Raw genomic sequence first — 23,964 nt, 5'->3', positions numbered from 1 at the left:
GATCATGTGCTTTGAGGATCGGTGAGCGGCGTGCCTTCACGCAGAGTTTTCATGGGGACGCTCGCCGCTCTTTCGTTGGCCGGCTGCGCGACCCTGCCGACCCTATCGACGCCCGAACCCGACGAGACCTGGCCAGAGCTTGAGCCTCTGTTGTCCGTCACGCCCGGCCGCGAGGCCTTGGCGATCCGCGTGCGGTCGCAAGGCTGCGCGGCGAAAGCCGATTTTGTATTCCGCGTCGATCGCAAGCGGGGGCGCGCGGTGGTCGCCTTCGCGCGCCGGCGGCTTGAGACGTGCCGAGGACCGAAGGGCGAAGCCACCTTGGCTTTCAGCTACGCTGAGTTGGGCCTTTCGGCGCGCGATCGGATCGTGGTGGCCAACCCCATCACGCCCTGAGCCGGAGCGAGCACTCCCCGGCGCCGTGATGCCGTGGCGCAGGAGGGAGAGCGTCTCAGTCCTTGGGCGTGAAGCGCTCGACCATCCAGGGCAGCACGCGGGCCGGGCGTTTGGCGGCGATGTCGATCAGCACCCAGTCGGTGCGGACCTGGGCGCACATCTCGCCGTCCGGCCCATCGATGCGAACATAGCGCTCGAAGCGCGGGCCCTTCAGCTCGCCCACCCAGGTGTAGCCGGTGGCGGTTTCGCCCGGCAGGAGCTCGCGGCGATAGTCGACCTCATGACAGCGGGCGACCCAGCTCCAGGGCGCGCGCTCCTCATGCGAGGTCCAGGCGTCCCAGTGCGTGGTCGCCAGATCCTGCGCCCAGCCCAGATAGACCACGTTGTTGACGTGGCCATTGGCGTCGATGTCCGACGCCTTGGGCGTGAAGGTCAGGGTGTAGGCGTCCGAGGGCGGGACAAACAGTCGGCTCATCGGCGCGCCTTAGGCGGCGATCACGCCCTGTTCGGTCAGGAAGGTCTTCAGCTCGCCCGACTGGAACATCTCGCGGACGATGTCGCTGCCGCCGATGAATTCACCCTTCACATAGAGCTGGGGAATGGTCGGCCAGTCGGTGAAGGTCTTGATCCCCTGGCGCAGATCGTCGTCCTGCAGCACGTCGACGCCGACGAACTCGACGCCCAGGTGATCCAGGATCTGCACCACCACCGACGAGAAGCCGCAGCGCGGCTGGTCCGGCACGCCCTTCATGAACACCACCACCGGATGGTCGGCGACGGTCTTGGCGATGAAGTCCAGGGCGGGGGAGGCGGCGGCGTCGGTCATGGCGGTATCCTAGAGAGCTCCTGTCAGCTAGGCGCCGCGCGCGCCGGGGTCAAGGGCGACGGGCCGCCTTCTCGCGTTCCTGGGCCGAGAAGCGGGCCATCTCGATCTGGGCGCAGACGCCGGTGGGCAGGTCGCGCTCGACCACGGCGGCCAGACGTTCGATCTCCTGGCGGTTGTCGGCCGTGATGCGCACCGTCGCCAGCGACGGCTCTGTCAGGGCGTAGCCAAGGCAGATGTCCTCGGCGCTCCAGCCGGGGGTGTTGCTCAGGAACTCATAGCCGCCCACGTCCGCCAGCGGGTCGGTGCGCCTTTGCCAGAACGAGGGTTTGGGCGGGGCCTTGTCGGCCACCTCGCGCAGGGCCTGAGGCCAGAAGTCCTCGCCGATGACCGCGAAATTGTGCTGCGAGGCCTGGCGGATGCGATGGCGCTCGGCCCATCCTGACGACAGGTTGTAAGGCGACGAGATCGCCGTGACCAGGTCATTGGCCAGCAGGCCCGGGTCAATGTCGCCGCGACTGGCGATCCCAAGACCCCGCAGCGCCCGCGCCTTCCGCAAATCCTGGAGTCCGGCCTCAAAGGCGACGGGCAGCGACGCCGACTGCGGGTCGTTGATCAGCACGAGGTCCAGGTAGTCCAGCGACAGGCCCTCAAAGGCCGATCGGCGCAGAAGGTCCAGCGTCTGTCGTCCGTGCTGCGTCGCGTCGCCGCGAATCCGCCAGGTCAGGAACAGCAGATGGCGCTCGACCGAGGCGAAAGCCTCGCCTGCGCCCTTGAGCATCTCCGGGGCGTCGCCGTCGATCTGGAAGCTGTTGACGCCGTTCTCCAGCGCCGTGAACACCAGGGCGCGCCAATCGTTGGCGCGGAGCCGCGGGCTATCGGCCAGGCGCAAGGTCAACGCCGAAACCGCGATGCCCGTAGGTCCGAAGGGGCGATAGCGCACGGTGCTAGGGCTCCTTAGTCGGCGGGGGCTGCGGTTTCGAGCGCCAGCGCGTGCAGGGTTCCGCCGAGCACGTCGGCCAGCGCCCGGTTGACCAGCTGGTGCTGGCGCACCCGCGGCAGCCCCTTGAACGCCGGGGAGACGATCCGCGCCTTCCAGTGGTCGTTGTCGCCGACCAGGTCCGTCAACACGATCTCTGAATCCGGGAACGCCGCGACCAGGCGGGCTTCGAGCTCGGCGTGAGACATGGGCACGGGACGACGACTCCGATCTTTCAGCCGCTTTTCTGGCTGAGAATCCTTAAGAACAACCATACCTGGCGCAGGGGCGTGGCGGCGCCAGGCATAGGGTGAACCGTCCTGATGACCGAGAATTAATTGAACCGGGCCCGCAGGGCGGGGCATGTAGCGGCCATGATCATCGCCCGACGCTCGCTGAGTCTCTTCGCCGCCGCCTTCCTGGCCCTCGCCTCGCCGGCTTTCGCCGCTCCCGGCGACAAGGCCATTGATGACGTTCGTATCCTGTCGGCCGACGACATGGAGGGACGCGGCGTCGGGACCCCAGGCTCCGAGAAGGCGCGGGCCTATATCCTCTCGCGGTTCCGTGAAATCGGGCTGGCGCCGGTGGGCGACCGGTTCGAGCATACGTTCGCCTTCACCAAGCGCGACGGCTCTGCGGCGCAGGGCGTGAACCTCATTGCGCGGGTGAAGGGGACCCAGCCGGGCAGGGCGATGGTCGTCACCGCCCACTATGACCATCTGGGCGTCCGCAATGGCGAGATCTTCAATGGCGCCGACGACAACGCCTCGGGCGTGGCGGGGCTGCTGGCTGTGGCCGAGGCCTTCAAAGCCAAGCCGCCGACGCACGACGTGATCCTGGCGGTGGTCGACGCCGAGGAAAGCGGACTGCGCGGCGCCCGGGCGTTTGCGGCCGCGCCGCCGATCCCGCTGGAGTCGATCGTGCTGAACATCAACTTCGACATGCTCAGCAAGAACCCCAAGAACGAGTTGTTCGCCGCCGGCGCGTCGGCGTTCCCTGTCCTTCGCCCGATCCTGCAGCAGGTGGCCGCGACGGCGCCGGTGACGCTGAAGCTGGGCCACGACACCGACGCTGACGGCGCCCAGAACAACTGGACCAACCAGTCCGACCACTACGCCTTCGTCGAGAAAGGCGTTCCGTGGATCTATTTCGGCGTTGAAGATCACCCCGAGTACCATCGCCCGAGCGACGATTTCGCGACGATCCCGCAGGACTTCTTCAAGCGCTCGGTGGCGACGGTCGTTCAAGCCAGCCTGGCCTTGGAGGCGTCGCTGGACGCGGTGGCCCAAAGCGCCGGGCGCTAAGGGCGCATATTTGGCCAAGAGCCAGGCGCGACCGATTGTCTCCGGTCTGGCTGGAGGGGCCATCTGTGCCTAGTCTGGGGTCTATCATCGTGATTCCAGCCACTCTAGGAGCTGCACGATCGTCCCGACCGCCATCAAAGCCCGAGTTATCAGAGCCGCGCCTGCGGTCTGCCTCATCGTGGGCGTGGCCATGGCGCTGGACTTCGTTGTCCACATCCTGCTGCTGAACGATCGCGCCGCCTACGCGCCTGTCACGACGCTCGTCCTGTTCACCATCATCGCCGGGCCGTTGGCCTACTGGCTGAGCAGCCAAAAGATCCGGCTTGAGGAGATGCACGCCGACTTGAGGGCCAGCCTCGACGCCAAGCAGGGCGCCGTCGAAGAGGCCGAGGCCGCCGTCGCCAAGTATCGCGAGGTTGATCGCCTCTACCGGCTTCTGGGCGACAACCTGACGGATCACGTCGCTCTCTGGTCCCCCCAGGGCGAGCGGCTTTACAGCTCGCCCAGCATCGAACGCATCAGCGGCTATACGCTCGAGGAGTTCATGGCCCTGCCGCCGCAGGCCATGGTCAGCGACGCTGACTTCAAGCGCGTGCAAGGCATCATTCGCAAGCTCGAGCCCGGCGGCGAACCTGTCAGCGCCGACTACCAGAGCATACGCAAGGACGGCGCGGTGATCTGGCTGGAGAGCACCTACTCGCTGCTCGGCGACGGATCGGGCATCCTGCTGGTCACCTCGCGCGACATCACCGAGCGCAAGCGCCTGGAGCTGGACATCGCCAAGGCCCTGGAGATGGCCAAGGCGGCCTCGGCGGCCAAGTCCGACTTTCTGGCCAACATGACCCACGAGCTGCGCACGCCGCTCACGGCGATCATCGGCTTCGCCGAGGTGCTGCGACGTTCGCGCAATCTAAACAAGACCGCCACGCGGCAGGTCGGCCATATCCTGGACGCCAGCAACACCCTGCTCAGCGTCGTCAATGACGTGCTGGACTTTTCCCGCCTCGAGGCCGGCGGGCTGGAATTGGACCCCGCGCCCTTCGATCCGGCGGCCATGGCCTCGTCCTGCGCCGGACTGGTAGCCGAGCGCGCAGAAGCCAAGGGGCTTGAGATCCATGTTCGCACGCCGCGCGGCGTGAGGCCCATGAATCTGGATGGGCCGCGGCTTAGCCAGGTGCTGCTGAACTTCCTGTCCAACGCGGTGAAGTTCACCGCGCACGGCGCGATCACCGTTGCTCTGAGCCAGACCGTGGACGGCGACGAGGCGGTCCTGCGCGGCGAGGTCATCGACACCGGCATCGGCATCGCGCTCCAGCACCGCGAGAACATCTTCGACCGCTTCTCCCAGGCCGATGCGGCCGTGTCACGACGCTTTGGAGGCACCGGTCTCGGGCTGGCGATCTCGCGCCGTATCATCGAGCGCATGGATGGCCGTATCGGGGTCGACAGCGTCGAGGGGCAGGGCTCGACCTTCTGGTTTGAAGTGCGCGGGCCGCTCGCCGAGCTGCCCACCCAGGAGACTCAGGAAACCTCGCCCCTGGACGCGGACGCCGATGTCCGGCTGCTGCTGGTGGAGGACAATGCGGTCAATCGCGAGCTGATCTGCGCGATGCTCGAGCCTTTCGGCGTCGCCGTCGAGACCGCCAATGACGGCGTGGCCGGGGTCGAGGCCATGCGCCAGGGGCAATACGATCTGGTGCTGATGGACGTGCAGATGCCAGTCATGGACGGCCTGACCGCCACCCGTGAAATTCGGGCGCTGGAAGGCGCGCGCGGAGCCTCCACCCCGATCATCGCCATGACGGCCAATGTGCTGCCCGAGCAGGTCGCCAACTGTCTGGCCGCCGGCATGGACGACCATCTGGGCAAGCCGATCAGCCCGGCCAAGTTGCTTGAGGCGGTGGCGCGCTGGTCGGGGCGGTCGCACGCGGCTTAAGATCGCCGCGTGCTTTGCGCTACCCTCAGGCCTTCGGTGCGTTCATGTAGCCTGGCAGCCAGGCCTCGTGCGCGGTGCGCAGGGCCTCCAGCGAGACGCTGAACAAACCGTCCGATGCGAACGCGTCGCCGCCCGCGACGCCGGCGATGTTGGCGTGAACGCCCGCATCCTTCGCCGCTTCCAGCACCGCATCCGGGTCGGGCGTGGCGATCAGGTAGCGGGCCTGGTCCTCGCCCAGCAGATAGGCGTGGGCGTGCGCCTGGCTGGTGGCGTTGAGGGTGATCCCGACCTTGCTGGCCAGGGCCACGTCGGCTGCGGCGACCAGCAGGCCGCCGTCCGACAGGTCGTGGACGCCGGCGACGAGGCCTGAGCTGATCAGGCCGCGCACGAAGTCGCCGGTCTTGCGCTCCAGCGCCAGATCGACCGGCGGCGGAGCGCCGTCCTCGCGGCCCAGGATTTCACGCAGATAGATCGAGGCGCCGAGCTCACCGCGCGTCTCGCCGATCAGCACCAGCGTGTCGCCTTCGGCCACGTTGCCGAAGCCCGTGCGCAGGTCGTAGTCCTCGAGCAGGCCCACCGCGCCCACGGTCGGGGTCGGCGGAATGGCGACGCCGTTGGTCTCGTTGTAGAGGCTGACATTCCCCGAGACGACCGGGAAGTCCAGCGCGCGGCAGGCCTCGGCCATACCGTCGGTGGCGCGGACGATCTGGCCCATGGTCTCGGGCTTTTCGGGGCTGCCGAAGTTCAGGTTGTCGGTGATGGCGATCGGCAGGGCGCCGGCGGCCGTCAGGTTGCGCCAGGCTTCGGCCACGGCCTGCTTGCCGCCTTCGTAGGGGTCGGCCTGGACATAGCGCGGGGTGCAGTCGCTGGTCACGGCGATCGCCTTGCCCGTGCCGTGGATCCGCACGATGCCGGCGTCACAGCCCGTGGCGCTGTCTTCCAGCGTGTCGGCCATGACGTGACGGTCGTACTGCTCCCACAGCCATCGCTTGGAGGCCATGTCCGGGCAGCCGATGATCTTCAGGACCGCTTCGTTCCAGTTGATCGGGGCGGGGACGGCGGCCGGGTCGAGACGCGGCTGCAGCGCCGGCTGCACCCACGGACGGTCATACAGCGGCGCGTCGTCGAACAGCGGGGCCAGCGGCACGTCGCAGACCGTTTCGCCGTGATGCTTCAGCACCAGGCGGCCGGTGTCGGTGGTGTAGCCGATGACGGCGGCGTCCAGGCCCCACTTCTCGAAGATGGCGTGGCCGTCTTTCTCGCGGCCGGGCTTCAGGACCGCCAGCATGCGCTCCTGGCTTTCCGACAGCATCATCTCGTAGGCGCTCATGCCGGTCTCGCGTTGCGGGACCATGTCCATGTTCAGCTCGATGCCGACGCCGCCCTTGCCGGCCATCTCGACCGACGAGGAGGTCAGGCCCGCTGCGCCCATGTCCTGGATGGCGGCCACCGCGCCGGTGGCCATCAGCTCGAGGGTGGCCTCGATCAGCAGCTTCTCGGCGAAGGGGTCGCCGACCTGGACGGTGGGGCGCTTCTCTTCGGAGTCTTCCGAGAACTCGGCCGAGGACATGGTCGCGCCGTGGATGCCGTCGCGGCCGGTCTTGGAGCCGAAATAGACGACCGCCAGGCCAGGGCCGGGGGCGGCCGAGTAGAAGATGCTGTCGGCCTTGGCCAGGCCCACGCACATGGCGTTGACCAGGATGTTGCCGTTGTAGCCCTTGTGGAAATTGGTCTCGCCCGCGACGGTGGGCACGCCCACGCAGTTGCCATAACCGGCGATGCCAGCGACCACGCCGTCGACGAGGCGCTTGGTCTTCGGATGGCTGGGATCACCGAAGCGGAGGGCGTTCAAGAGCGCGATCGGCCGCGCGCCCATCGTGAAGACGTCGCGCATGATCCCGCCCACGCCGGTCGCCGCGCCCTGATAGGGTTCGATGTACGAGGGGTGGTTGTGGCTTTCCATCTTGAAGATGATCGCGTCGCCGTCGCCGATGTCGATCACGCCGGCGTTTTCGCCCGGACCGCAGATCACGCGCGGGCCGTCGATCGGGAACTTCTTCAGCTGGTTCTTCGAGGACTTGTACGAGCAGTGCTCGGACCACATCACCGAGAAAACGCCCAGCTCGACAAGGTTGGGCTCGCGACCCAGACGCTTGAGGACGACGTCATATTCGGCGGGTTTCAGGCCGAACTCGGCGGCCATCTCGGCCATGGGCTTTTGGGGCGTGCTCATGGGCGCGCCTTCTAACCCGGTCGATCAGATTCCGCCACTGCCGTCAGGCGATTAGGGGTCTTAAGACTTCGGGGAAGCCTGGCTTTCCTTCACCTGGCCGGCGGCCTCGTGCCACATGGCCTTGCCTTGGGCGATCCAGCCATCGACGACCGCGCCGCCCTTTTCGACCGAGCCCATGCGCAGGGACACGCCGATCATCACCGCGCCAAACAGGGCGAGCAGCAGCACGAGCAGGCTGACGATCGGGTGCATGCCAGACCGCTTGCGGCGCTTCGCCCAGACAGGCACGCCGCTGACATAGGTTTCGGGAAACCGAACTTCGGGATCGGCCATGATGTTTTAACTCTGCGCGTCGGGGAAGGCTCCCGCCGCAGCCTTCTGTTTCTTCTTGGTGCGACAGATGTCACCGAGAGGAGGCGTTCGTTCCAGCCATCTCCCCCACGTGGTGAGGATTAACCTTAATCATCTCGTAACGAGCGAATGTTTTTCCCGCAAACGGCGCTGGGGCTGGATCAAATGCGCCTTGAATTCGTGAGCCCGCGCAGTCCTGATCGTCGCGACCCGCTGACCGCTTTGGTCGGCGCGACCGGTTTGTCGCCGACCGCGCAGGAATGACCTCTCCGCACGAAGTGGCGATTTGCCGAAAATCTGTGAAAATTCTAAAGCTTAGCCGCAGTTTGATAGCTTGTTGCGAGGAACGGGAAGAGTCCGGAGCCGTTACAACTTGGTGCGCGCCGACAGCGCGTGGTGAGCAATAAGGACAAGTCCGATGGCCGAACAGACCCGCACCCCGCAACAACAGTCGAACGACACGCAGCGCAAGACGCCGGACCAGCAACAAAAGACCGGCGAGCGCCAAGCCGCGCCGGCCGTGAGCCCCGCCGTCGAGGGCGCTCCCAGCAAGACGGCTCCTGCCCCGGACGCCGCGGGTAAGGACGCAGCCAAGCAAAGCGGCCGCTAACGCGCCGCAGGGCGCGTGGGAACAAGGCGCGCAGGCTTACCCGCCGAACACGCTCCGCACCTGACGCGCCTAGAGAAGGGCCGGCGGTTTGACCGCCGGCCCTTTTGGCTTGGGACGCTCGGGGTTACTTCGCGTCCACGACCGGCAGTTCGATGAAGCTGGCGGTCTCGCCCGCATGGAACACCCGCTGCGTGGCCTTCACATAGTCGCACGGCTTGGCGAAGAAGATGTTCGGCACGAAGGTCTGCGGGTTGCGGTCGTACAGCGGGAACCAGCTGGACTGCACCTGCACCATGACGCGGTGACCGGGTTTGAAGGTGTGGTTCGCCGTGGGCAGGATGAACTGGTACTTCAGCGGCGTGTTCGGCTTCAGGGCCTTGGGCTCGCTGAAGCTCTCGCGATAGCGGCCGCGGAAGATCGTCATGCCCACCGCCAGTTGGTAGCCGCCCAGCTCGGGTTGGCTGGGGACCTCGTCTGGATAGACGTCGATCAGCTTGACCACCCAGTCGCTGTCGGTGCCGCTGGTCGAGGCGAACAGGTTCACCTTCGGAACACCGGCGATCTTGAGCGGTTCGGTCAGGGGTTCGCTGACATAGGTCAGCACGTCCGGACGACCATCGACAGAGCGCTGATCGGTCACCAGCCACGGCGTCCAGCGGCTGCGGTCGGAAAACTGCAGCGGACGCGGGATGTAGGGCACGGGCTTGGCGGGATCGGAGACGTATTCGTCATAGGCGGCCGCGCTCTTGCCGCCGGCCGGGGCGCTGAAGCCCAGCCCGCCGTTGGCGCCGAGATAGAGGTTCTTCCTGATCTTGCCCGAACCCGCGCCGTCGGTCCCGCCCTGCGGCCAGCTGGCGTAGCGGTCCCATTTGTTCTGGCCCGGGTCGTAGATCAGCACCGGCGGGGTGTCGGCCTTGGGTCCGTCCTTCAGGTACTGATCGAAGAACGGCTTCATCACGTCGCGGCGGAACTGCAGGGCGGTGTCGCCATCCCATTTGAACGGGCCGAGGTTGTAGCCGTCATAGTTGACCTGGCTGTGCCGCCAGGGGCCGAGCACAAGGTAGTTCTTGTCGTTGCCCGTATCCTTGGCTTCCAGCGCCGGATACGAGTGGACCGCACCCCAGATGTCCTCCTGGTCCCACAGGCCCTGGATCCACATGGTCGGCACCTTCAGCGGCGTCTTTTCCATGGTCTTGTCGAGGGCCTGTTCGCTCCAGAAGCTGTCATAGGCCGGGTGGGCGAACAGCTTCTGCACCCAGGGCAACTTATCCAGGCCGTGGTTCTTGGCGTAGTCACCGGCCGAGCCTTCGCGCAGGAAGTTGGAATAGTCGTCATAGCCCTGGCGCTGGACGCCGGCGCCAGATCCACGGACGGCGGTCTGGCCGCTGAAGTAGTCGAAGTTGATCTGGCGGAACGCGCCGTACTGGAACCAGTCGTCGCCCATCCAGCCGTCGACCATCGGGCTCATCGGCGCGGCGACCTTCAGCGCCGGGTGCGGATTGACCAGGGCCATCACGACGGTGAAGCCTTCGTAGGAACTGCCCAGCATCCCGACCTTGCCGTTGGTCTCGGGCACGTTCTTCACCAGCCAGTCGATGGTGTCGTAGGCGTCGGTGGAGTGATCCACCTCAGACGCGTTCAGCGGTCCCTTGAGCGGGCGCGTCATCACATACTCGCCCTCCGAGCCGTACTTGCCCCGGATGTCCTGGAAGACGCGGATATAGCCGCCGTCGGCGACGAACGGCTCGTCGCCCTGCGGCATGGCGGCCACCATGCGCGGGCTGTCGGCGCGCGAGGCTCGGGCGGCGGCGTTGTAGGGGGTGCGCGTCAGCATGATCGGCAGGTTCTTGCCGCCCTTGGGGACCACGATCACGGTGTAGAGCTTGGTCCCGTCCCGCATCGGGATCATCACGACGCGCTTGTCGTAGTCGTAGTTGACCTGGGTCTGGACGTACTTGCCGTCGATGTCGGGGGTCATCGGCGTGACTTGAGCCGCGACCTGGGCTTGGGCGACAGCGCCGAAGGCGCAGAGCGCGGCGGCGGCCAGCAGCCCCCCGCGCAAGGTGGTGATGAAACTCATGTTTGCCCTCCTACAGCGGAGGAACCTTAAGCCCGCGATGGTCAGGGTGCTATATTGTAACGCAATCAGCTCGCCCACTTTCTGATGGGCGGGCGACGCCCTGCGTCAGGCGCTCTGGAAGATGCTGCGGAACAGCACCGCGCCGTCTTCCGAGCCCAGATCAGCGTCGAAGGCGCGGTCGGGGTGGGGCATCAGGCCCAGGACGTTGCCGCCCTTGTTGACGATACCGGCGATGTCGCGGGCCGAGCCGTTGAGGTTTTCCTTGTAGCGGAACACCACCTGGCCTTCGCCCTCGAGGCGGTCCAGCGTCTCTTCGTCGGCGAAGTAGTTGCCCTCGCCGTTGCCGACGGTCATCACCGCCTGGCGCTGTTCGCCATAGCCGGCGGTGAACCGGGTCTGGCCATTGACGATGTCCAGCTCGACGGGCTTGCAGACGTACTTCAGGCCGGCGTTGCGCAGCAGGGCGCCGGGCAGCAGCCCGACTTCGGTCAACACCTGGAAGCCGTTGCAGATCCCGACCACGGCGACGCCGTTGTTCGCGGCGGCGACGACTTCCTTCATCACGGGGCTCTGGGCGGCCATGGCGCCGCAGCGCAGATAGTCGCCGTACGAGAAGCCGCCGGGCAGGACGATCAGATCCAGGTCGTCCGGCAGCGCCGTGTCCTGGTGCCAGACCATGTCGACACGCGCCCCAGCGGAGCGCTCGATGGCGACCTTGCAGTCACGATCGCAGTTCGAACCCGGAAAAACGATGACGGCGGCTTTCATGGCGCGGGCGTGTAGCACCGTTCGGGCGGGATGTCAGGGGGCGAGCGCTTTAAAGCGCCCCCTCCGTCACGTCGCCGATCGGCGCCGCGCCACTTCCCCGCAAGCGGGGCAGGAGGAAGATCCCGTCCTGCTCACCCGGGAAACGGGGCAGGTGTCGCGATGCGGATAAGCATCGTGACGGAGGGGCAGGGGATGTTTCTACAGCTCGATCATGTCGAAGTCGGACTTCGGCGTGCCGCAGAGGGGACAGACCCACCCTGCCGGGATGTCGGCCCAGCGGGTTCCGGCCGCCAGGCCTTCGCCGGGGTCGCCCTGTTCCTCGTCATAGATGTAGCCGCAGGTGCGGCACTGCCAGACCTTGAAGGGTTCCGCGCTCATCGCCGCCGCCTCAGTGCATCTTGAAGCGGATCGGCACCGACTTCGGGCCGCAGACGAAGTTGGCGACCATGCGGGTCGGGGCGCCGTCGAGCTCGACATGATCGAGGCGGGCGAACAGTTCCTCCCACAGAACCCGCATCTCCATCCGCGCCAGGTGTTGGCCAAGGCAGATGTGGGCGCCGTAGCCGAAGGCGACGTGCTTGTTGGGCGTGCGGTCGACCTTGAAGCTGAACGGGTCCTCGAACACCGCCTCGTCGCGGTTGCCGGAGGGATAGGACAACATCATCCAGTCGCCCTTGGCGATCTTCTTGCCCGCCAGTTCGGCGTCGGCGGTGGCGGTGCGCATGAAGTGCTTCACCGGGGTGACCCAGCGGATCGATTCCTCGATCAGGCCCGGGATCAGCGACGGATCGGCCTTCACCTTGGCGAACTGATCGGGATTTTCGGCCAGAGCCCACAGCGCGCCGGCGGTGGTGGAGGAGGTGGTGTCGTGCCCGGCGGTGGCGGCGATGATGTAGTAGCTCATCGCTTCCAGATGCCCCATCGGCTCGCCGTTGATCTTGCCGTTGGCGATCAGGGTGGCCAGGTCGTTGCGCGGATTGGCCCGCCGATCCTCGGTGATGGCGTTGAAGTACATCATGAAGTCCATGACCACCGACTGGATGCTGTCGACGCCCTCGCCGACGTCGGTCACGGACTTGCCAGTGCGGTTCAGGTCGGGGTCGGCGTTGCCGAACAGCTCCTGGGTCAGTTTCAGCATGCGGGGCTCGTCGCTCTCGGGGACGCCCAGCACCTCCATGATGACGTGCAGCGGATAGAGGAACGCCACGTCGCGGGCGAAGTCGCAGCGGTCGCCTTGCTCGGCCATGCGGTCGACGAAGCCGCGCGCGATCTCGCGGATCCGGGCCTCCAACGCCCGCAGGTTCTGCGGCAGCAGCGCGCCTTGGGTGATCTTGCGGTAGGCGAAGTGGTCGGGGTTATCCATCTGCACCAGCGAGCGGACGAGGTGAGGGGACCCGCCCATCATCTCGCGCACCTTCTTGTCGGCCTCGATGGTGGTGACGACGGTAGCGCGGTCGCCGTTGTGGAACAGCTCGTTCTGCCGCTCGACCTCCAAGATGTCGGCATGGCGCGTGACCACCCAGAAGGGATCGAAGCCGTCAGGCTGAGCGACCTCGAGCGGCGCTTCGCGGCGCAGCTGGGCGAAGGCCTCGTCGATCCGGTCGCCGTCGGCATAGGCCTTGGGGTCGATAATGGTGTTAGCGATGTCGGTCGAGATCGTCATGCAGGCCTCCTGGTTCCTCCCGGACGGCTGCGGCCGTCACTTATTTGCTTGTTGTCCAACAAATAACTATGATCCGCAAGATGACGACCGCCCTTAAGGTTCCCGCCCGCCGCACCCAGACCGACCGGCGCCAGCAGTCCGAAGCCGAGCTTCTGCGCGCCGCCGCCGAGCTGATCGCCGAGCAGGGCGTGGCGGCGGCGACCTTCGAGAACATCGGGGCGCGGGCAGGCTACAGCCGGGGTCTGGCCACCCAGCGGTTCGGGTCCAAGCACGGGCTGATCGAGGCCTTGATCGCCCGGCTGCAGGCCAGGCTTCAGGCGCAGATGGACGACCGGCGGCTGGACCAGATGAACGGACTTGAGGCCGTGCTGGGCTTTGTCGACGCGTTCCTGACCACCCTGTCGCAGGACGGGGAGCTACGGGCCTATTTCGTGATGATGGCTGGCGCCGTCGGCGACATGTCCGACCTGCGCGCGCCGTTCGCCGCCGCCCACAAGGAGGCCGAGCAGCGTCTGGAGGCGATGGTTCTGCGAGGGCAGGCCGAAGGCGTGATCCGCCCGGGGCTCGACGCGGATGCGGCGGCGCTGATGGTGGGGTCGCTGCTGCTGGGCGTATCGACCCAGCTGCTGATCGACCCCGGCATGGACCTGGAGCCGATCCGGCGGACCAGCCTGGCGACCTTGAGGGTCAGCTTTGCACCGTAAAAACCCTCTCTCAAAAAGAGAGGGATCCTGGCGAGCGTCCCGTCTAGGCCACGTCGATGCGGTAGCTTTCGATGACCGTGTTGGCGAGCAGCTTCTCGCACATGGTCTTGACCTCGGCCTTGGCGGCGTCGGCGTCGGTGGCGTCCAGGTCGAACTCGATGACGCGGCCGACGCGGGCGTCCTTCACCGACGGCCAGCCCAGGCCGTGCAGGGCGTTTTCGACAGCCTTGCCCTGAACGTCGAGAACGCCGGGCTTCAGGAACACGTGGACGGTGGCTTTCATCATCTTACCTTTTCGCGACCCTCTCCCAGAGGGAGAGGGAGGGGCCCATGCGCAGCATGGGAGGGTGAGGGGTTACGGGGCTGTCCGGACGGGGTGAAACCCCTCATCCTCCCACGCGTCCCGGGACGCACGGGCCCCTCCTTCTCCCAATGGGAGAAGGGTTTTTCTAATGCACGCCGCCCTGAATGACGGTCGGCATTTCCTTCATGATCCCCAGGCGGCGGGCCACCTCGGTGTAGCTTTCGATGACATTGCCCAGATCCCGGCGGAACCGGTCCTTGTCCAGCTTCTCGTTGGTCACGGTGTCCCACAGGCGGCAGCTGTCAGGGCTGATCTCATCAGCCAGGATGACGCGGCTGAAGTCGCCTTCGTAGATGCGGCCGAACTCGACCTTGAAGTCCACCAGGGTGATGCCAACGCCGGCGAACAGGCCCGAGAGGTAGTCGTTCACCCGCAGAGCCATGGCCATCATGTCGTCGATCTCCTGGGTGGCGGCCCAGTTGAACGCGGTGATGTGCTCCTCGGTGACCATCGGATCGCCGAGCTTGTCGTCCTTGTAGTAGAACTCGATGATCGAGCGCGGCAGCGGCTGACCCTCGGTCAGACCCAGGCGCGTGGCGATCGAGCCGGCGGCGATGTTGCGCACCACGACCTCGAGCGGGACGATCTCGACTTCCTTGATCAGCTGCTCGCGCAGGTTCAGGCGGCGGATGAAGTGGTTCTGGACGCCGATCCCGTTCAGGCGAGTCATGATGTACTCGCTGATGCGGTTGTTGATGACGCCCTTGCCCTCGAGAATGGCCTTCTTCTGAGCGTTGAACGCCGTCGCATCGTCCTTGAAGTACTGGATCAGCGTGCCGGGCTCCGGCCCCTCGTAAAGGATCTTGGCCTTGCCTTCGTAGATCTTCTTGCGACGGGTCGTCATGGCTCTCGTCGAGGCCCTTTCCGGAATCGCGCGCCGCCCCAGTCCAGGATCTTCCCGGAAAACGAAAAGCGCGCGCGGCGGATAGCTGCGCGCGGCGTTCGACTCAAGGCCGCTCACTCAAAAATTCACGTCGAACCTACCCGAATGAGCGGGTGTTCGCAAACCAACGGCCAGAGTTTGGTCAATGATCACCACGAAACGTCGCCTGCGGCTTATCCGCCGATTGCAGCGACGAGCGCCACGATATATGCAGCCGGCGTAGGAGCATGATAGCCGAAAGTGGACGCCGGTTTTGGCGACCGTCATGCTCAAAATGATTTGGAATTAGAGCCTGTTGGGCCAGATCAGACCGACCTGATCCAACACGCTGGCGACTTTGGGGCTTCCATGACCACCTTCGACGAACGCGAACAGGGTTTCGAACGCAAGTTCGCGCACGACCAGGAACTGGAATTCAAGGCGACCGCGCGCCGCAACCGCCTTCTGGGCGAATGGGCCGCCGGCCTCATGGGCCTGGCGACCGTGGAAGAGTATGCGCGCGCCGTCGTGAAGTCCGACTTTGAACAGCCAGGCGACGAGGACGTGCTGCGCAAGGTCTTCGAGGACCTGAAGGGCGCCGGCGTCTCGACCACTGAGGGCGAAGTCCGCATGAAGATGGCCGAGCTGCTGGCCCAGGCCCGCGAGCAGATCAAGGGCGAGTAATCGCTCGGAGCGTTCGCGCGAGATGATTGAGAGGGCCGCTCCCAACCGGGGCGGCCCTTTTTCTATGGCTGAGGTTGCATTGCCTGTCGGCGAGGGCGCCTGTGCCTCAGGCTCCGCCCAGCACGTCACGTAGGGCGGCCCAGGCAGTCGCCTTCTCCGCGAACGTCCGCGCCGCATAGGCGGGGCTCGAGGAGGGCAGGGCCAGGGTGGCGACACGCTCGCCGATCAGACTGGCCCCAAGCTTGGCGGCGGTTCCGCCGTTGAAGGCCACCCGTCTCAGCGCGGGCAGGGCGTCGATGAGCGCGACAAGGTCGTTGGCGGCGGGATCGCGGATGGCCGCGTCCAGGCTGCCCGGTCGACGGGCTTCTGCGATCACGTCCCAGAGCCCGACGCCGTGGGCGAGCAGAGCGTTCAGACGCTGGGCGTAGGGGAGGGCGACGAGCGGCGCGTCGATAACCCCTTCCATCAAGCGCCAGAAGCTGTTGCGGGGATGGCCGTAGTACTGGCCCGCCGCCAGGGAGGCGTCACCGGGCAGGCTGCCGAGGATCAGCACGCGGGTGTGTGCGTCGACGACCGGTGGGAAGCCGCGCTTAGCCGCGTCCATCGGGCGGGTCGTTGCGCAGCCATCCCGTGACCGTCAGGCGCAGCGCCCCGGCGTAGGGCGCGACCGGGGCCACCGAATGTTGCTGGGGCACCTTGAACAGGGTCAGCACATTGAAAGCCGGCGCGAAGCCTCGGGTCACGTCGCCCCGATCGTCGTGGAACAACAGCTGGCCGCCCCAGTCGGGCCGCCACTGGCGCGTCAGGCCCAGGGTGTAGGCGGCCAGGCGCTCGCCAGCGCCAGTGTCGTCGTGCTGGGTGAGGAAGTCGCCGGGGCGATAGCAGGTCGCCTGGCCGTCGATCTTGGTGACGCCGGTCTCGCCGGTGACCGCCCCGACAAAGGCGATGAACGCGGGGCTGTTCAGGAACGCCGTCAGCGCGTGGATCGGATGACCGGGGTCGCGTCCCGCCACGAAGGCGTCGATCATCGGATAGCCGAGATAGACATAGGCAAAGCCGCTGCGGGCCCGCAGGGTGGCCGCATGCAGGTGCTCGGCCACGGCCTGATCGCCCAATTCGCTGCGCCGCGCCCGGCTGATCACCTCGGCGCCGCCGCGTTCATTCGAGCAGATGATGTCCCAGTCGATCGTCTGTTCGAGAATGCCGGCCAGGCGCTCGACGACCGCGGGCTCGAACACCTCGGGGATGCGCACCATGCCGTCGCTGGCATAGATGTCCGCGAACGCCGCCGGATCCAGCGCGGGATTGAGGCGCAGGACCGGCGGTTCGCTCATGGTCAGCCTTGCTCGCCGAAGACGCGCTGGAAGATCACGTCGACGTTCTTGGTGTGGTAGCCAAGGTCGAACAGCTCTTCGAGTTCGGTCTCGGTCAGCGCCTTGGACACGACCGGATCGGCCTTCAGGAAGTCGAGGAAGCGACCTTCGCCGCGCCAGACCTTCATGGCGTTGCCCTGGACCGCCGCGTAGGCGTCCTCGCGGCTCACGTCCTTGTGGGTCAGGGCCAGCATGACGCGCTGCGAGAAGACCAGGCCGCCCAGCTTGTCCAGGTTCTTGGCCATGTTGTCGGGATAGATGTTGAAGCGCTCGATGACGCCCGCCAGGCGGCGCAGGGCGAAGTCGAGGTGGATGGTGGCGTCCGGGCCGATGCCGCGCTCGACCGACGAGTGGCTGATGTCGCGCTCGTGCCAGAGGGCGACGTTCTCCATGGCCGGCACCACGGCCGAGCGGACGAGACGGGCGAGGCCGGTCAGGTTCTCGGTCAGGATCGGGTTGCGCTTGTGCGGCATGGCCGACGAACCCTTCTGGCCCGGATCGAAGGGCTCTTCGGCTTCCAGCACCTCGGTGCGCTGCAGGTGGCGGATTTCGGTGGCCAGGCGCTCGACCGACGAGGCGACGACGCCGAGGGCCGCGAAATAGGCCGCGTGACGGTCGCGCGGGATGACCTGGGTCGAGACCGGCTCGACGGCCAGACCCATCTTGTCAGCGACGTGCTGCTCCACGCGCGGGTCGACATTGGCGAACGTGCCGACAGCGCCCGAGATCGCGCAGGTGGCGATCTCGAACTTGGCCATCGCCAGGCGCTCCTTGGCGCGCTGGAACTCGGCGTAGTAGCCGGCCAGCTTCAGGCCGAAGGTGATCGGCTCGGCGTGGATGCCGTGGCTGCGGCCCACGCAGACGGTCATCTTGTGCTCAAGCGCCCGGCGCTTCAGCGCGGCGAGCACTAGGTCGACGTCTTCGAGCAAGAGGTCGGTGGCGCGCGACAGCTGCACGGCAAAGCAGGTGTCCAGCACGTCGCTGCTGGTCATGCCCTGGTGCAGGAAGCGGGCTTCGGGACCGACGATCTCGGAGACGTGGGTCAGGAAGGCGATCACGTCGTGCTTGGTGACGCGTTCGATCTCGTCGATGCGGTCGCTGTCCCAGACCGCGTCGCGGCCCTTTTCCCAGATCGTCTCGGCGGCGAGCTTGGGGATAACCCCGAGCTCGGCCATGGCGTCGGCGGCATGGGCCTCGATCTCGAACCAGATCTTGTACTTGGTCTGGCTGGACCAGATGGCGGCGGCTTCGGGGCGGGCGTAGCGGCTGATCATGGGGCGGCCGTTTCGGCCCGACCGCCCCGCGAGTCAAGGGAAGAGGCTTATTACTTACGCCGCCTTGCGCGCCTCGAAGTGCTTGACCATCCCGATGGCGGCCAAGGCGTAGTGCAGACCGGCCCAGGCGTAGAAGCACAGCGAGACGATGATGCCCTGCTGGCTGGCCACCGACAGGGTGGTCTTGCACTGGGCGACGAGGTCGGCCGAGGCGCCCTTGGGCGCGATACCGCCCGGGCAGGCGCTGGCGAAGCTTTGCGCCGCCTCGGCGCCGAACGATCCGAACAGGCTGGCGATCACGCCGCCGCCGGGGTGGTTGAAGTGGAACTGGGCCAGGTGGTCGATCAGCCAGCCGGTGAAGACCGGCCCGCCACCCAGGGCGATCAGGTTCAGGAAGAAGAACAGGATCGCCGTCGCCGTCGCGCGACGGCGCGGCTCGACCGAGTTCTGCACCACGCCGAAGGTCGGGGCCAGGTAGACGTAGTGGAAGATGCCCGGGACCAGCAGGATCAGAGCCGTGGTCTGCCAGTCGGTCTGCAGATAGGCGGCGATGTAGATCGGCGTGCAGAGGATCAGGCCGATGGCCGGGGTCAGAGCGTACCACTTGGCGCTGCGCTTTCCGGCCCAGTCGCTCAGGAAGCCGCCGACCAGGGTGCCGACGCCGGCCGAGAAACCGCCGATCAGGCCGGTGATCAGGCCCACCTGCGCCAGCCCCAGATCAAAGGCGCGAACGAAGTACGACGGCACGAAGGCGCCCGAACCGTACGAGCCGAACGAGGCGATGGTCACGCCCAGCACCATGTGCAGCACCGGCCACTTGCCAAACAGGATCTTGGTGACGGCCCACAGTTCCTTGAACTCGTTGGCCAGGGAGAAGGCCGGCTTGGCCGGCTCGACCACGACGTCCTCGGCTTCCAGCGGGCGTTCGACGATTTCGGAATGGCCGCGCGGCGGCTCCTTGACCACCAGCTTGACGATCACCGCCAGCAGGATACCCGGCAGGCCGACGATGACGAAGGCGACGCGCCAGCTGAACTCCTGGGCCAGCCAGCCGCCGGCCACCGCGCCGAACATCGTGCCCAGCGGAATGCCGAAGGAATAGATCGACAGCGCCGTGGCCCGCTTCTTGGGCTCGTAATAGTCGCTGATCAGCGAGTGGCTGGGCGGCGAGCAGCCGGCCTCGCCGACGCCGACGCCGAAGCGGAACAGGGCCAGTTGGGTGAAGTTGACGGCGGCGCCGCACAGGGCGGTGAAGCCCGACCAGATCACCAGCGAGGCCGAGATGATCGTCACGCGATTGAAGCGCTCGGCCAGGCGGGCGATCGGGATGCCGAGGATCGTGTAGAGGAGGGCGAAGTAGAGCCCGCCCAAGAGGCCCAACTGCGTATCGGTGAGCTTCAGGTCGACCTTGATGGCCTGACCGATGGTGGCGATGATCGTCCGGTCGATGAAGTTGAAGGTGTAGGTGGCTAGCAGCAGCCCCAGCACCGCAGCCTTGTAGCCGTTCGAGTAAAGCGGCCGATCGCCGCCGGACGCACGCGCGTCGGCCATACTGACTCTCTCCCTTCAAACATTTGTTCTAATTTGTTTGAGGGACTGTGACCGAGCGGAAGGCAAAGCGCCAGAGGCGATTTTCGGCGTGGCGATCCTCCCCCGAGCGGGGGAGGTGGTCGCGAAGCGACCGGATGGGGAAGAGCTTTCTGAGCCGGGACCTTCCCCCTCCGTCGCCTCTTCGAGCCGACACCTCCCCCGCTTGGGGGAGGATTTTCTATCAGCTGACCATCTCGTCGCGGATGGTCTTGCGGGCGGCCCAGAACAGCGCGAACGCCACCAGGCCCAGGGTGGCCGAGATGATCAGGGCCCAGCGCACGCCCTGCGCCTCGCCCAGCCCCACCGGCCCGGCCAGGATGTCGCTCAGCAGGCCGACAACCAACGGGCCCAGGCCCAGGCCGATCAGATTGATGATCAGCAGGAGAACGGCCGACGCCGTGGCGCGCAGGGCCGGATCGACGATGCTCTGCGCCGTCGCGTACACGGGGCCGTACCACAAGGTGCCCAGAAGGGCGTTGATGGCCAGCAGGCTGATCGCGGCCATCGGCGCGTCGAGGCTCATGGCGACAACAAAGATGGGGATCGTGATCACCGAGGCGATGGCTGGCACGGTGACATAGGCCCGCAGGTCCTTGGCCCCCAGGCGGTCGGCGAAGACGCCGCCCAGCCAGGCGCCGATCACACCGGCCGTCCCGCCGATCAGGCCAAGGGCCAGGCCCAGGAACCCGGCCGACTTCAGGCCGAACATCCCGGCGAGTTCGGCGATCTCGGCGCCATGGACGCGGAAGAAGAACGAGGCGGTGAAGGGCGCGTGGCCGTACCCGATGAAGGCTTTGATCGAGGCGGCCAGCGCCACCAGCCAGAAGGTCTTCTTGGTGGCCAGCACGGCCAGGGCGGCGGCGAAGCTGATCTGCGAGCTGGCGCGGGCGGCCATTTCGGCGGCCAGTTTCTTGCGCGGCTCGACCAGGGTGAAGGCCGCGACCAGCGCGAAGAGCAGGCCTGGGGCGCCGGCGACCATGAAGGCGACTCTCCAGCCGTAGGCGTCGGCGACCAGGCCGCCCATCGCCATGCCGGCCAAGGTGCCCAGCGGCGTGCCGATCGAATAGAAGGCGATAGCGCTGGCCCGCTTCTCCTTGGGTACGTAGTCGGTGATCAGCGAGTGCGCGGGCGGCGTGCAGCCGGCCTCGCCGACACCGACCCCGATGCGGGCCAGGATCAACTGCCAGAAGTTCTGCGTGAAGCCGCACAGCACCGTGAAGGCGCTCCAGGCGGCGACCGAGATCCCGATGATGTGCGGCCGGTTCTTGGTCTCGGCGATGCGGGCGATCGGGATTCCCAGCACGGTGTAGAAGATTGCAAAGGCCAGACCGGTCATCATGCCCAGCTGCCAGTCGGCCAGGCCTAAGTCGCGCTTGATTGGCTCGGCCAGGATGTTGACCACCTGCCGATCCAGGAAATTCAGGGTGTAGATGATCAGCAGCACCCACAGGGCGTAGCGACGATAGGCCGTCGACACCGGGGCGATGACGGGCGACGGCGTGGCGGCTTGCGCCATGGACTCTCTCTCCCTCGAACATTTGTTCTAATCGTTGAGGGCAACTTAGACGCAGGCTAAGCGAAAACGCCATCCGGCATTTTCGAAACGGCTTGAGGAGCGCGCGGCATGGAACTCGTGATCGGCACCAAGCGGTGGTCCACCTGGTCGCTGCGCCCATGGCTCGCGCTCAAGCGGGCGGGCGTTGACTTCAAGGAAATCGAGATCGAGCTGCGCCGTGGCGAAGCCACCGGCGACGAGATCGGCCGCATCTCGCCCAGCCGCCTCGCCCCGGCGCTGCGGGACGGCGATCTGGTGATCTGGGACTCCCTGGCGATCTGCGAGTACCTGGCCGAGAAATTCCCGCACGCGAAGCTGTGGCCCGACGATCCGGCCCTGCGGGCCCTGGGACGTTCGGCGTGCGCGGAGATGCACTCAGGCTTTCAGGCGCTGCGCAGCGAATGCCCGATGGCGCTCGACGAACCGCCCCGTGTGCTTGAACTTTCCGAAGCGGCGCAGAAGAACGTCCGCCGCATCGTGGCGCTGTGGACCGGCCTGCTGGCCCGCTCGCACGGCCCGTTCCTACTGGGCGAATGGTCGATCGCCGACGCGTTCTACACGCCCGTGGCGACGCGGTTCAGAACCTATGGAGTCAGGCTGGCCGACTACGGGGACGCCGGCGCGGCCCAGGCCTATGCTGAGCGCCTGCTGGAGACGCCGGAGTTCCTGGCGTGGGAGCGCGCGGCGCAGGTGGCGTAAGGGCCCCATCGAGACTCCCTCTCCCAGCGGGAGAGGGCTGGGGAGTGAGAGTAGGGCCTTGGCCGGCGCGCCGGCAGAGCGGCGGCTTTGAAACCCCTCGCCCGACCGCTTCGCGGCCACCCTCTCCCTCTGGGAGAGGGGATTGGCGGGCGTGAACGCTCGGAATTGGCGGGGGTGATCCCAACGAAATCAACGCCTTGTCACTTTTACGCGCCAACTTATCCCCGGCGTCAAAACCCGCCCCATACTCAATGCATCCCCGTCGCGGGGGAGGGCGTATGGATCCGGCCCAATGCGGCGGCGGGGCTAGGTTGAGCGGGGCCGCGTTCGGCGCCCGGGAGGTTTGGTCTGGTCGTGCGGCTTACTCTTTAGGAGCGCGCACGAGAGGCAGGGCCGCTTGGGATCACGTCGGAGGCGGAGCGACAGGGCGGTGATCGTACAAGCCGCCTATCGTGGATCGTCGGGCTGGACACGGATGTAGCCGCTCCAGTTGGTCCGCGCCCGTCCGGGGGCTCCTGGGGTCCCGAGCTGAAAGACGCTCACGCCCCCCATCCTCACGGGCAAGAACAACCTGGCGGAGCGGACAGTCGAGCCGAAACGCAAACACAAACTCACGGTCTCCGGGTTCGCCCGGCCGCTCCGTCGCCTCCCCATGAGCCTTCAGCGGCGAGCCGCGTGAAGCTGATGCAACGCGCGCCCTCCCCATCAAGGGGAAGGGCGCTTGCAAAGATCGTTCACAACCCGAACGCGGCCAACAACCGGTCGGCCGCCGCTGACGCAGGAACCTCGCCCTGACGCACCGCCGCCTCCAGGTCCGGAACCAGCGCCGCCACGGCCGGCGCGGTCTTGAAGGCGTCTTCCAGGCGGTCGCGGACCATGGCCCACATCCAGCGGGCGTCCTGGTCGGCGCGGCGCGCGGCGCGGGCGCCGTTGGCGCTCATGACCGAGCGATGGCGCTGGATCTGTGTCCACAGGACGTCCAGCCCCTGGCCCGTCAGACCCGACGCCGTCAGCACGGGCGGCGTCCAGTCCGGGTGCGCCGGGGTGAGGATATGGAGGGCGTTGCGATAGTCGCGGGCCGAGCGCTCGGCCTTGGCGGGATCGGCGTCGGCCTTGTTGATGACCAAGAGGTCGGCCAGCTCGATCAAACCCTTCTTGATGCCCTGCAACTCATCGCCGCCGCCTGGGATCAGCAGGGCCAGGAAGATGTCGACCATGTCGGCGACCACCGTCTCGGACTGGCCCACGCCCACCGTCTCGATGATCACCACGTCGAAACCGGCGGCCTCGCACAGCAGCATGGCCTCGCGGGTCTTGCGCGCCACCCCGCCCAGGGCGCCGCCGGAGGGGGAGGGGCGGATGAAGGCGTTGGGCTGGATGCTGAGCTGCTCCATCCGGGTCTTGTCGCCCAGGATCGATCCGCCGTGGCGGCCCGAGGAGGGATCGACGGCCAGCACAGCCACCTTGTGACCGGCCTCGACGAGATTGCAGCCGAACCGCTCGATCGTCGTCGACTTGCCCGCGCCCGGCACGCCGGTGATCCCGATCCTTTGCGCCTGACCCGTCCTGGGCATCAGCCGCGACAGCAGGGCCCGGGCGGCCGCCTGATGATCGGCGCGGCGGCTCTCGACCAGGGTGATGGCGCGCGCCAAGGCGGCGCGGTCGCCGGCGACCAGGCGTTGCTCCAGGGCGTCGATGTCGAGTGCGGGGATCACGTCC

General features: G+C 66.8%; 25 protein-coding genes and 1 pseudogene. 7 read left to right on the top strand and 19 right to left on the bottom strand.

Going from position 1 to position 23,964, the window contains the following annotated elements:
• Positions 1-21 precede the first annotated feature (21 nt).
• On the top strand, positions 22-393 hold the full coding sequence (locus J2X45_RS06475; protein ID WP_310212747.1) for a hypothetical protein: 372 nt from the start codon (positions 22-24) through the stop codon (positions 391-393).
• 55 nt (positions 394-448) lie between these two features.
• Here the strand turns inward: J2X45_RS06475 and J2X45_RS06470 are convergent, their stop codons facing one another.
• From J2X45_RS06470 to J2X45_RS06455, 4 genes are read right to left on the bottom strand one after another with little or no spacing between them, the layout of a single operon-like run.
• On the bottom strand, positions 449-868 hold the full coding sequence (locus J2X45_RS06470) for a thioesterase family protein (RefSeq protein ID WP_310212744.1): 420 nt from the start codon (positions 866-868) through the stop codon (positions 449-451).
• A gap of 9 nt (positions 869-877) precedes the next feature.
• Positions 878-1,219 carry a Grx4 family monothiol glutaredoxin gene (gene grxD, locus J2X45_RS06465; RefSeq protein ID WP_310212741.1) on the bottom strand — a complete coding sequence of 114 codons (342 nt, stop codon included), beginning with the start codon at positions 1,217-1,219 and terminating at the stop codon, positions 878-880.
• Between the two features lie 49 nt (positions 1,220-1,268).
• The gene (locus J2X45_RS06460; RefSeq protein WP_310212738.1) at positions 1,269-2,159 is read right to left on the bottom strand and encodes a hypothetical protein; all 891 of its coding nucleotides are present in this window, start codon (positions 2,157-2,159) and stop codon (positions 1,269-1,271) included.
• A 14-nt stretch (positions 2,160-2,173) separates the two neighbouring features.
• The gene (locus J2X45_RS06455; protein WP_310212736.1) at positions 2,174-2,410 is read right to left on the bottom strand and encodes a BolA family transcriptional regulator; all 237 of its coding nucleotides are present in this window, start codon (positions 2,408-2,410) and stop codon (positions 2,174-2,176) included.
• Between the two features lie 159 nt (positions 2,411-2,569).
• Here J2X45_RS06455 and J2X45_RS06450 point away from each other — a divergent pair, with 159 nt between their 5' ends.
• Complete coding sequence (locus tag J2X45_RS06450) at positions 2,570-3,499, top strand: M20/M25/M40 family metallo-hydrolase (RefSeq protein WP_310212732.1); 930 nt, start codon at positions 2,570-2,572, stop codon at positions 3,497-3,499.
• Positions 3,500-3,617: 118 nt separating this feature from the next.
• Positions 3,618-5,435, top strand: a complete 1,818-nt coding sequence (locus J2X45_RS06445) for an ATP-binding protein (RefSeq protein WP_310213593.1) — start codon at positions 3,618-3,620, stop codon at positions 5,433-5,435.
• A 25-nt stretch (positions 5,436-5,460) separates the two neighbouring features.
• Here J2X45_RS06445 and purL read toward each other — a convergent pair whose 3' ends face one another.
• Both purL and J2X45_RS06435 read right to left on the bottom strand, forming a co-directional pair.
• Positions 5,461-7,668 carry a phosphoribosylformylglycinamidine synthase subunit PurL gene (gene purL / locus J2X45_RS06440; protein ID WP_310212729.1) on the bottom strand — a complete coding sequence of 736 codons (2,208 nt, stop codon included), beginning with the start codon at positions 7,666-7,668 and terminating at the stop codon, positions 5,461-5,463.
• 93 nt (positions 7,669-7,761) lie between these two features.
• Positions 7,762-8,001: pseudogene (locus J2X45_RS06435) on the bottom strand (hypothetical protein); the annotation flags it as partial.
• Between the two features lie 436 nt (positions 8,002-8,437).
• On the opposite strand from J2X45_RS06435, the gene J2X45_RS06430 reads away from it, so the two are divergent.
• Positions 8,438-8,629 (top strand): hypothetical protein, encoded by a 192-nt coding sequence (locus J2X45_RS06430; protein ID WP_310212727.1) that lies wholly within the window; start codon positions 8,438-8,440, stop codon positions 8,627-8,629.
• Positions 8,630-8,753: 124 nt separating this feature from the next.
• Here the strand turns inward: J2X45_RS06430 and J2X45_RS06425 are convergent, their stop codons facing one another.
• The 5 genes from J2X45_RS06425 to J2X45_RS06405 form a co-directional block, all read right to left on the bottom strand.
• Positions 8,754-10,709: a CocE/NonD family hydrolase gene (locus J2X45_RS06425; RefSeq protein ID WP_310212725.1), complete on the bottom strand. Its 1,956-nt coding sequence runs from the start codon at positions 10,707-10,709 to the stop codon at positions 8,754-8,756.
• A gap of 105 nt (positions 10,710-10,814) precedes the next feature.
• Positions 10,815-11,477: a phosphoribosylformylglycinamidine synthase subunit PurQ gene (gene purQ, locus J2X45_RS06420; protein WP_310212722.1), complete on the bottom strand. Its 663-nt coding sequence runs from the start codon at positions 11,475-11,477 to the stop codon at positions 10,815-10,817.
• Positions 11,478-11,543: 66 nt separating this feature from the next.
• Complete coding sequence (locus tag J2X45_RS06415; RefSeq protein ID WP_310213591.1) at positions 11,544-11,666, bottom strand: hypothetical protein; 123 nt, start codon at positions 11,664-11,666, stop codon at positions 11,544-11,546.
• A gap of 9 nt (positions 11,667-11,675) precedes the next feature.
• Positions 11,676-11,855, bottom strand: a complete 180-nt coding sequence (locus J2X45_RS06410; RefSeq protein ID WP_268068243.1) for a rubredoxin — start codon at positions 11,853-11,855, stop codon at positions 11,676-11,678.
• 10 nt (positions 11,856-11,865) lie between these two features.
• Positions 11,866-13,140 carry a cytochrome P450 gene (locus J2X45_RS06405; protein ID WP_310212719.1) on the bottom strand — a complete coding sequence of 425 codons (1,275 nt, stop codon included), beginning with the start codon at positions 13,138-13,140 and terminating at the stop codon, positions 11,866-11,868.
• Positions 13,141-13,220: 80 nt separating this feature from the next.
• Here J2X45_RS06405 and J2X45_RS06400 point away from each other — a divergent pair, with 80 nt between their 5' ends.
• Positions 13,221-13,844 (top strand): TetR/AcrR family transcriptional regulator, encoded by a 624-nt coding sequence (locus J2X45_RS06400; RefSeq protein WP_310212716.1) that lies wholly within the window; start codon positions 13,221-13,223, stop codon positions 13,842-13,844.
• Between the two features lie 43 nt (positions 13,845-13,887).
• Here the strand turns inward: J2X45_RS06400 and purS are convergent, their stop codons facing one another.
• Both purS and purC read right to left on the bottom strand, forming a co-directional pair.
• Positions 13,888-14,127, bottom strand: coding sequence for a phosphoribosylformylglycinamidine synthase subunit PurS (gene purS / locus J2X45_RS06395; RefSeq protein WP_310213586.1), 240 nt, complete (start codon positions 14,125-14,127; stop codon positions 13,888-13,890).
• Between the two features lie 166 nt (positions 14,128-14,293).
• Positions 14,294-15,052 (bottom strand): phosphoribosylaminoimidazolesuccinocarboxamide synthase, encoded by a 759-nt coding sequence (purC, locus tag J2X45_RS06390; RefSeq protein ID WP_062093488.1) that lies wholly within the window; start codon positions 15,050-15,052, stop codon positions 14,294-14,296.
• Positions 15,053-15,439: 387 nt separating this feature from the next.
• Here purC and J2X45_RS06385 point away from each other — a divergent pair, with 387 nt between their 5' ends.
• A complete protein-coding gene (locus tag J2X45_RS06385) occupies positions 15,440-15,754 on the top strand; it encodes a DUF1476 domain-containing protein (RefSeq protein ID WP_310212714.1) in 315 nt (104 codons plus the stop codon).
• Positions 15,755-15,860: 106 nt separating this feature from the next.
• Here J2X45_RS06385 and J2X45_RS06380 read toward each other — a convergent pair whose 3' ends face one another.
• The 5 genes from J2X45_RS06380 to J2X45_RS06360 all read right to left on the bottom strand — a co-directional run bounded on the left by J2X45_RS06380 (position 15,861) and on the right by J2X45_RS06360 (position 21,507).
• Positions 15,861-16,358, bottom strand: a complete 498-nt coding sequence (locus J2X45_RS06380) for a DNA-deoxyinosine glycosylase (protein WP_404980009.1) — start codon at positions 16,356-16,358, stop codon at positions 15,861-15,863.
• Positions 16,345-17,088: a 2OG-Fe(II) oxygenase family protein gene (locus tag J2X45_RS06375; protein ID WP_310212712.1), complete on the bottom strand. Its 744-nt coding sequence runs from the start codon at positions 17,086-17,088 to the stop codon at positions 16,345-16,347. The genes J2X45_RS06380 and J2X45_RS06375 overlap by 14 nt, the downstream gene beginning before the upstream one ends.
• Positions 17,089-17,090: 2 nt before the next feature.
• Positions 17,091-18,401 (bottom strand): adenylosuccinate lyase, encoded by a 1,311-nt coding sequence (gene purB / locus J2X45_RS06370; RefSeq protein WP_010920345.1) that lies wholly within the window; start codon positions 18,399-18,401, stop codon positions 17,091-17,093.
• Between the two features lie 54 nt (positions 18,402-18,455).
• Positions 18,456-19,952, bottom strand: coding sequence for an MFS transporter (locus J2X45_RS06365; RefSeq protein WP_310212706.1), 1,497 nt, complete (start codon positions 19,950-19,952; stop codon positions 18,456-18,458).
• Positions 19,953-20,172: 220 nt separating this feature from the next.
• Entirely contained in the window at positions 20,173-21,507 is a 1,335-nt protein-coding gene (locus tag J2X45_RS06360; protein WP_310212703.1) for an MFS transporter, read from the bottom strand.
• A gap of 108 nt (positions 21,508-21,615) precedes the next feature.
• On the opposite strand from J2X45_RS06360, the gene J2X45_RS06355 reads away from it, so the two are divergent.
• On the top strand, positions 21,616-22,245 hold the full coding sequence (locus tag J2X45_RS06355) for a glutathione S-transferase family protein (RefSeq protein ID WP_310212699.1): 630 nt from the start codon (positions 21,616-21,618) through the stop codon (positions 22,243-22,245).
• Between the two features lie 734 nt (positions 22,246-22,979).
• On the opposite strand, the gene meaB is transcribed toward J2X45_RS06355, so the two are convergent.
• A complete protein-coding gene (meaB, locus tag J2X45_RS06350; RefSeq protein WP_310212696.1) occupies positions 22,980-23,960 on the bottom strand; it encodes a methylmalonyl Co-A mutase-associated GTPase MeaB in 981 nt (326 codons plus the stop codon).
• Between the last annotated feature and the right edge of the window lie 4 nt (positions 23,961-23,964).

This window comes from Caulobacter sp. BE264 (assembly GCF_031457805.1).
Classification (GTDB): Bacteria; Pseudomonadota; Alphaproteobacteria; order Caulobacterales; family Caulobacteraceae; genus Caulobacter.
This window is presented reverse-complemented; position numbering and strand designations above follow the sequence as displayed.

Coding starts and splice junctions, on each gene's coding strand:
- J2X45_RS06385 (WP_310212714.1), top strand. CDS start 15,440: ATGACCACCTTCGACGAACGCGAACAGGGTTTCGAACGCAAGTTCGCG.
- purL (WP_310212729.1), bottom strand. CDS start 7,668: ATGAGCACGCCCCAAAAGCCCATGGCCGAGATGGCCGCCGAGTTCGGC.
- J2X45_RS06375 (WP_310212712.1), bottom strand. CDS start 17,088: ATGAGCGAACCGCCGGTCCTGCGCCTCAATCCCGCGCTGGATCCGGCG.
- J2X45_RS06400 (WP_310212716.1), top strand. CDS start 13,221: ATGACGACCGCCCTTAAGGTTCCCGCCCGCCGCACCCAGACCGACCGG.
- purQ (WP_310212722.1), bottom strand. CDS start 11,477: ATGAAAGCCGCCGTCATCGTTTTTCCGGGTTCGAACTGCGATCGTGAC.
- J2X45_RS06410 (WP_268068243.1), bottom strand. CDS start 11,855: ATGAGCGCGGAACCCTTCAAGGTCTGGCAGTGCCGCACCTGCGGCTAC.
- grxD (WP_310212741.1), bottom strand. CDS start 1,219: ATGACCGACGCCGCCGCCTCCCCCGCCCTGGACTTCATCGCCAAGACC.
- J2X45_RS06425 (WP_310212725.1), bottom strand. CDS start 10,709: ATGAGTTTCATCACCACCTTGCGCGGGGGGCTGCTGGCCGCCGCCGCG.
- J2X45_RS06430 (WP_310212727.1), top strand. CDS start 8,438: ATGGCCGAACAGACCCGCACCCCGCAACAACAGTCGAACGACACGCAG.
- J2X45_RS06405 (WP_310212719.1), bottom strand. CDS start 13,140: ATGACGATCTCGACCGACATCGCTAACACCATTATCGACCCCAAGGCC.
- purC (WP_062093488.1), bottom strand. CDS start 15,052: ATGACGACCCGTCGCAAGAAGATCTACGAAGGCAAGGCCAAGATCCTT.
- J2X45_RS06450 (WP_310212732.1), top strand. CDS start 2,570: ATGATCATCGCCCGACGCTCGCTGAGTCTCTTCGCCGCCGCCTTCCTG.
- J2X45_RS06380 (WP_404980009.1), bottom strand. CDS start 16,358: ATGGACGCGGCTAAGCGCGGCTTCCCACCGGTCGTCGACGCACACACC.
- purB (WP_010920345.1), bottom strand. CDS start 18,401: ATGATCAGCCGCTACGCCCGCCCCGAAGCCGCCGCCATCTGGTCCAGC.
- J2X45_RS06470 (WP_310212744.1), bottom strand. CDS start 868: ATGAGCCGACTGTTTGTCCCGCCCTCGGACGCCTACACCCTGACCTTC.
- J2X45_RS06365 (WP_310212706.1), bottom strand. CDS start 19,952: ATGGCCGACGCGCGTGCGTCCGGCGGCGATCGGCCGCTTTACTCGAAC.
- J2X45_RS06355 (WP_310212699.1), top strand. CDS start 21,616: ATGGAACTCGTGATCGGCACCAAGCGGTGGTCCACCTGGTCGCTGCGC.
- J2X45_RS06360 (WP_310212703.1), bottom strand. CDS start 21,507: ATGGCGCAAGCCGCCACGCCGTCGCCCGTCATCGCCCCGGTGTCGACG.
- purS (WP_310213586.1), bottom strand. CDS start 14,127: ATGAAAGCCACCGTCCACGTGTTCCTGAAGCCCGGCGTTCTCGACGTT.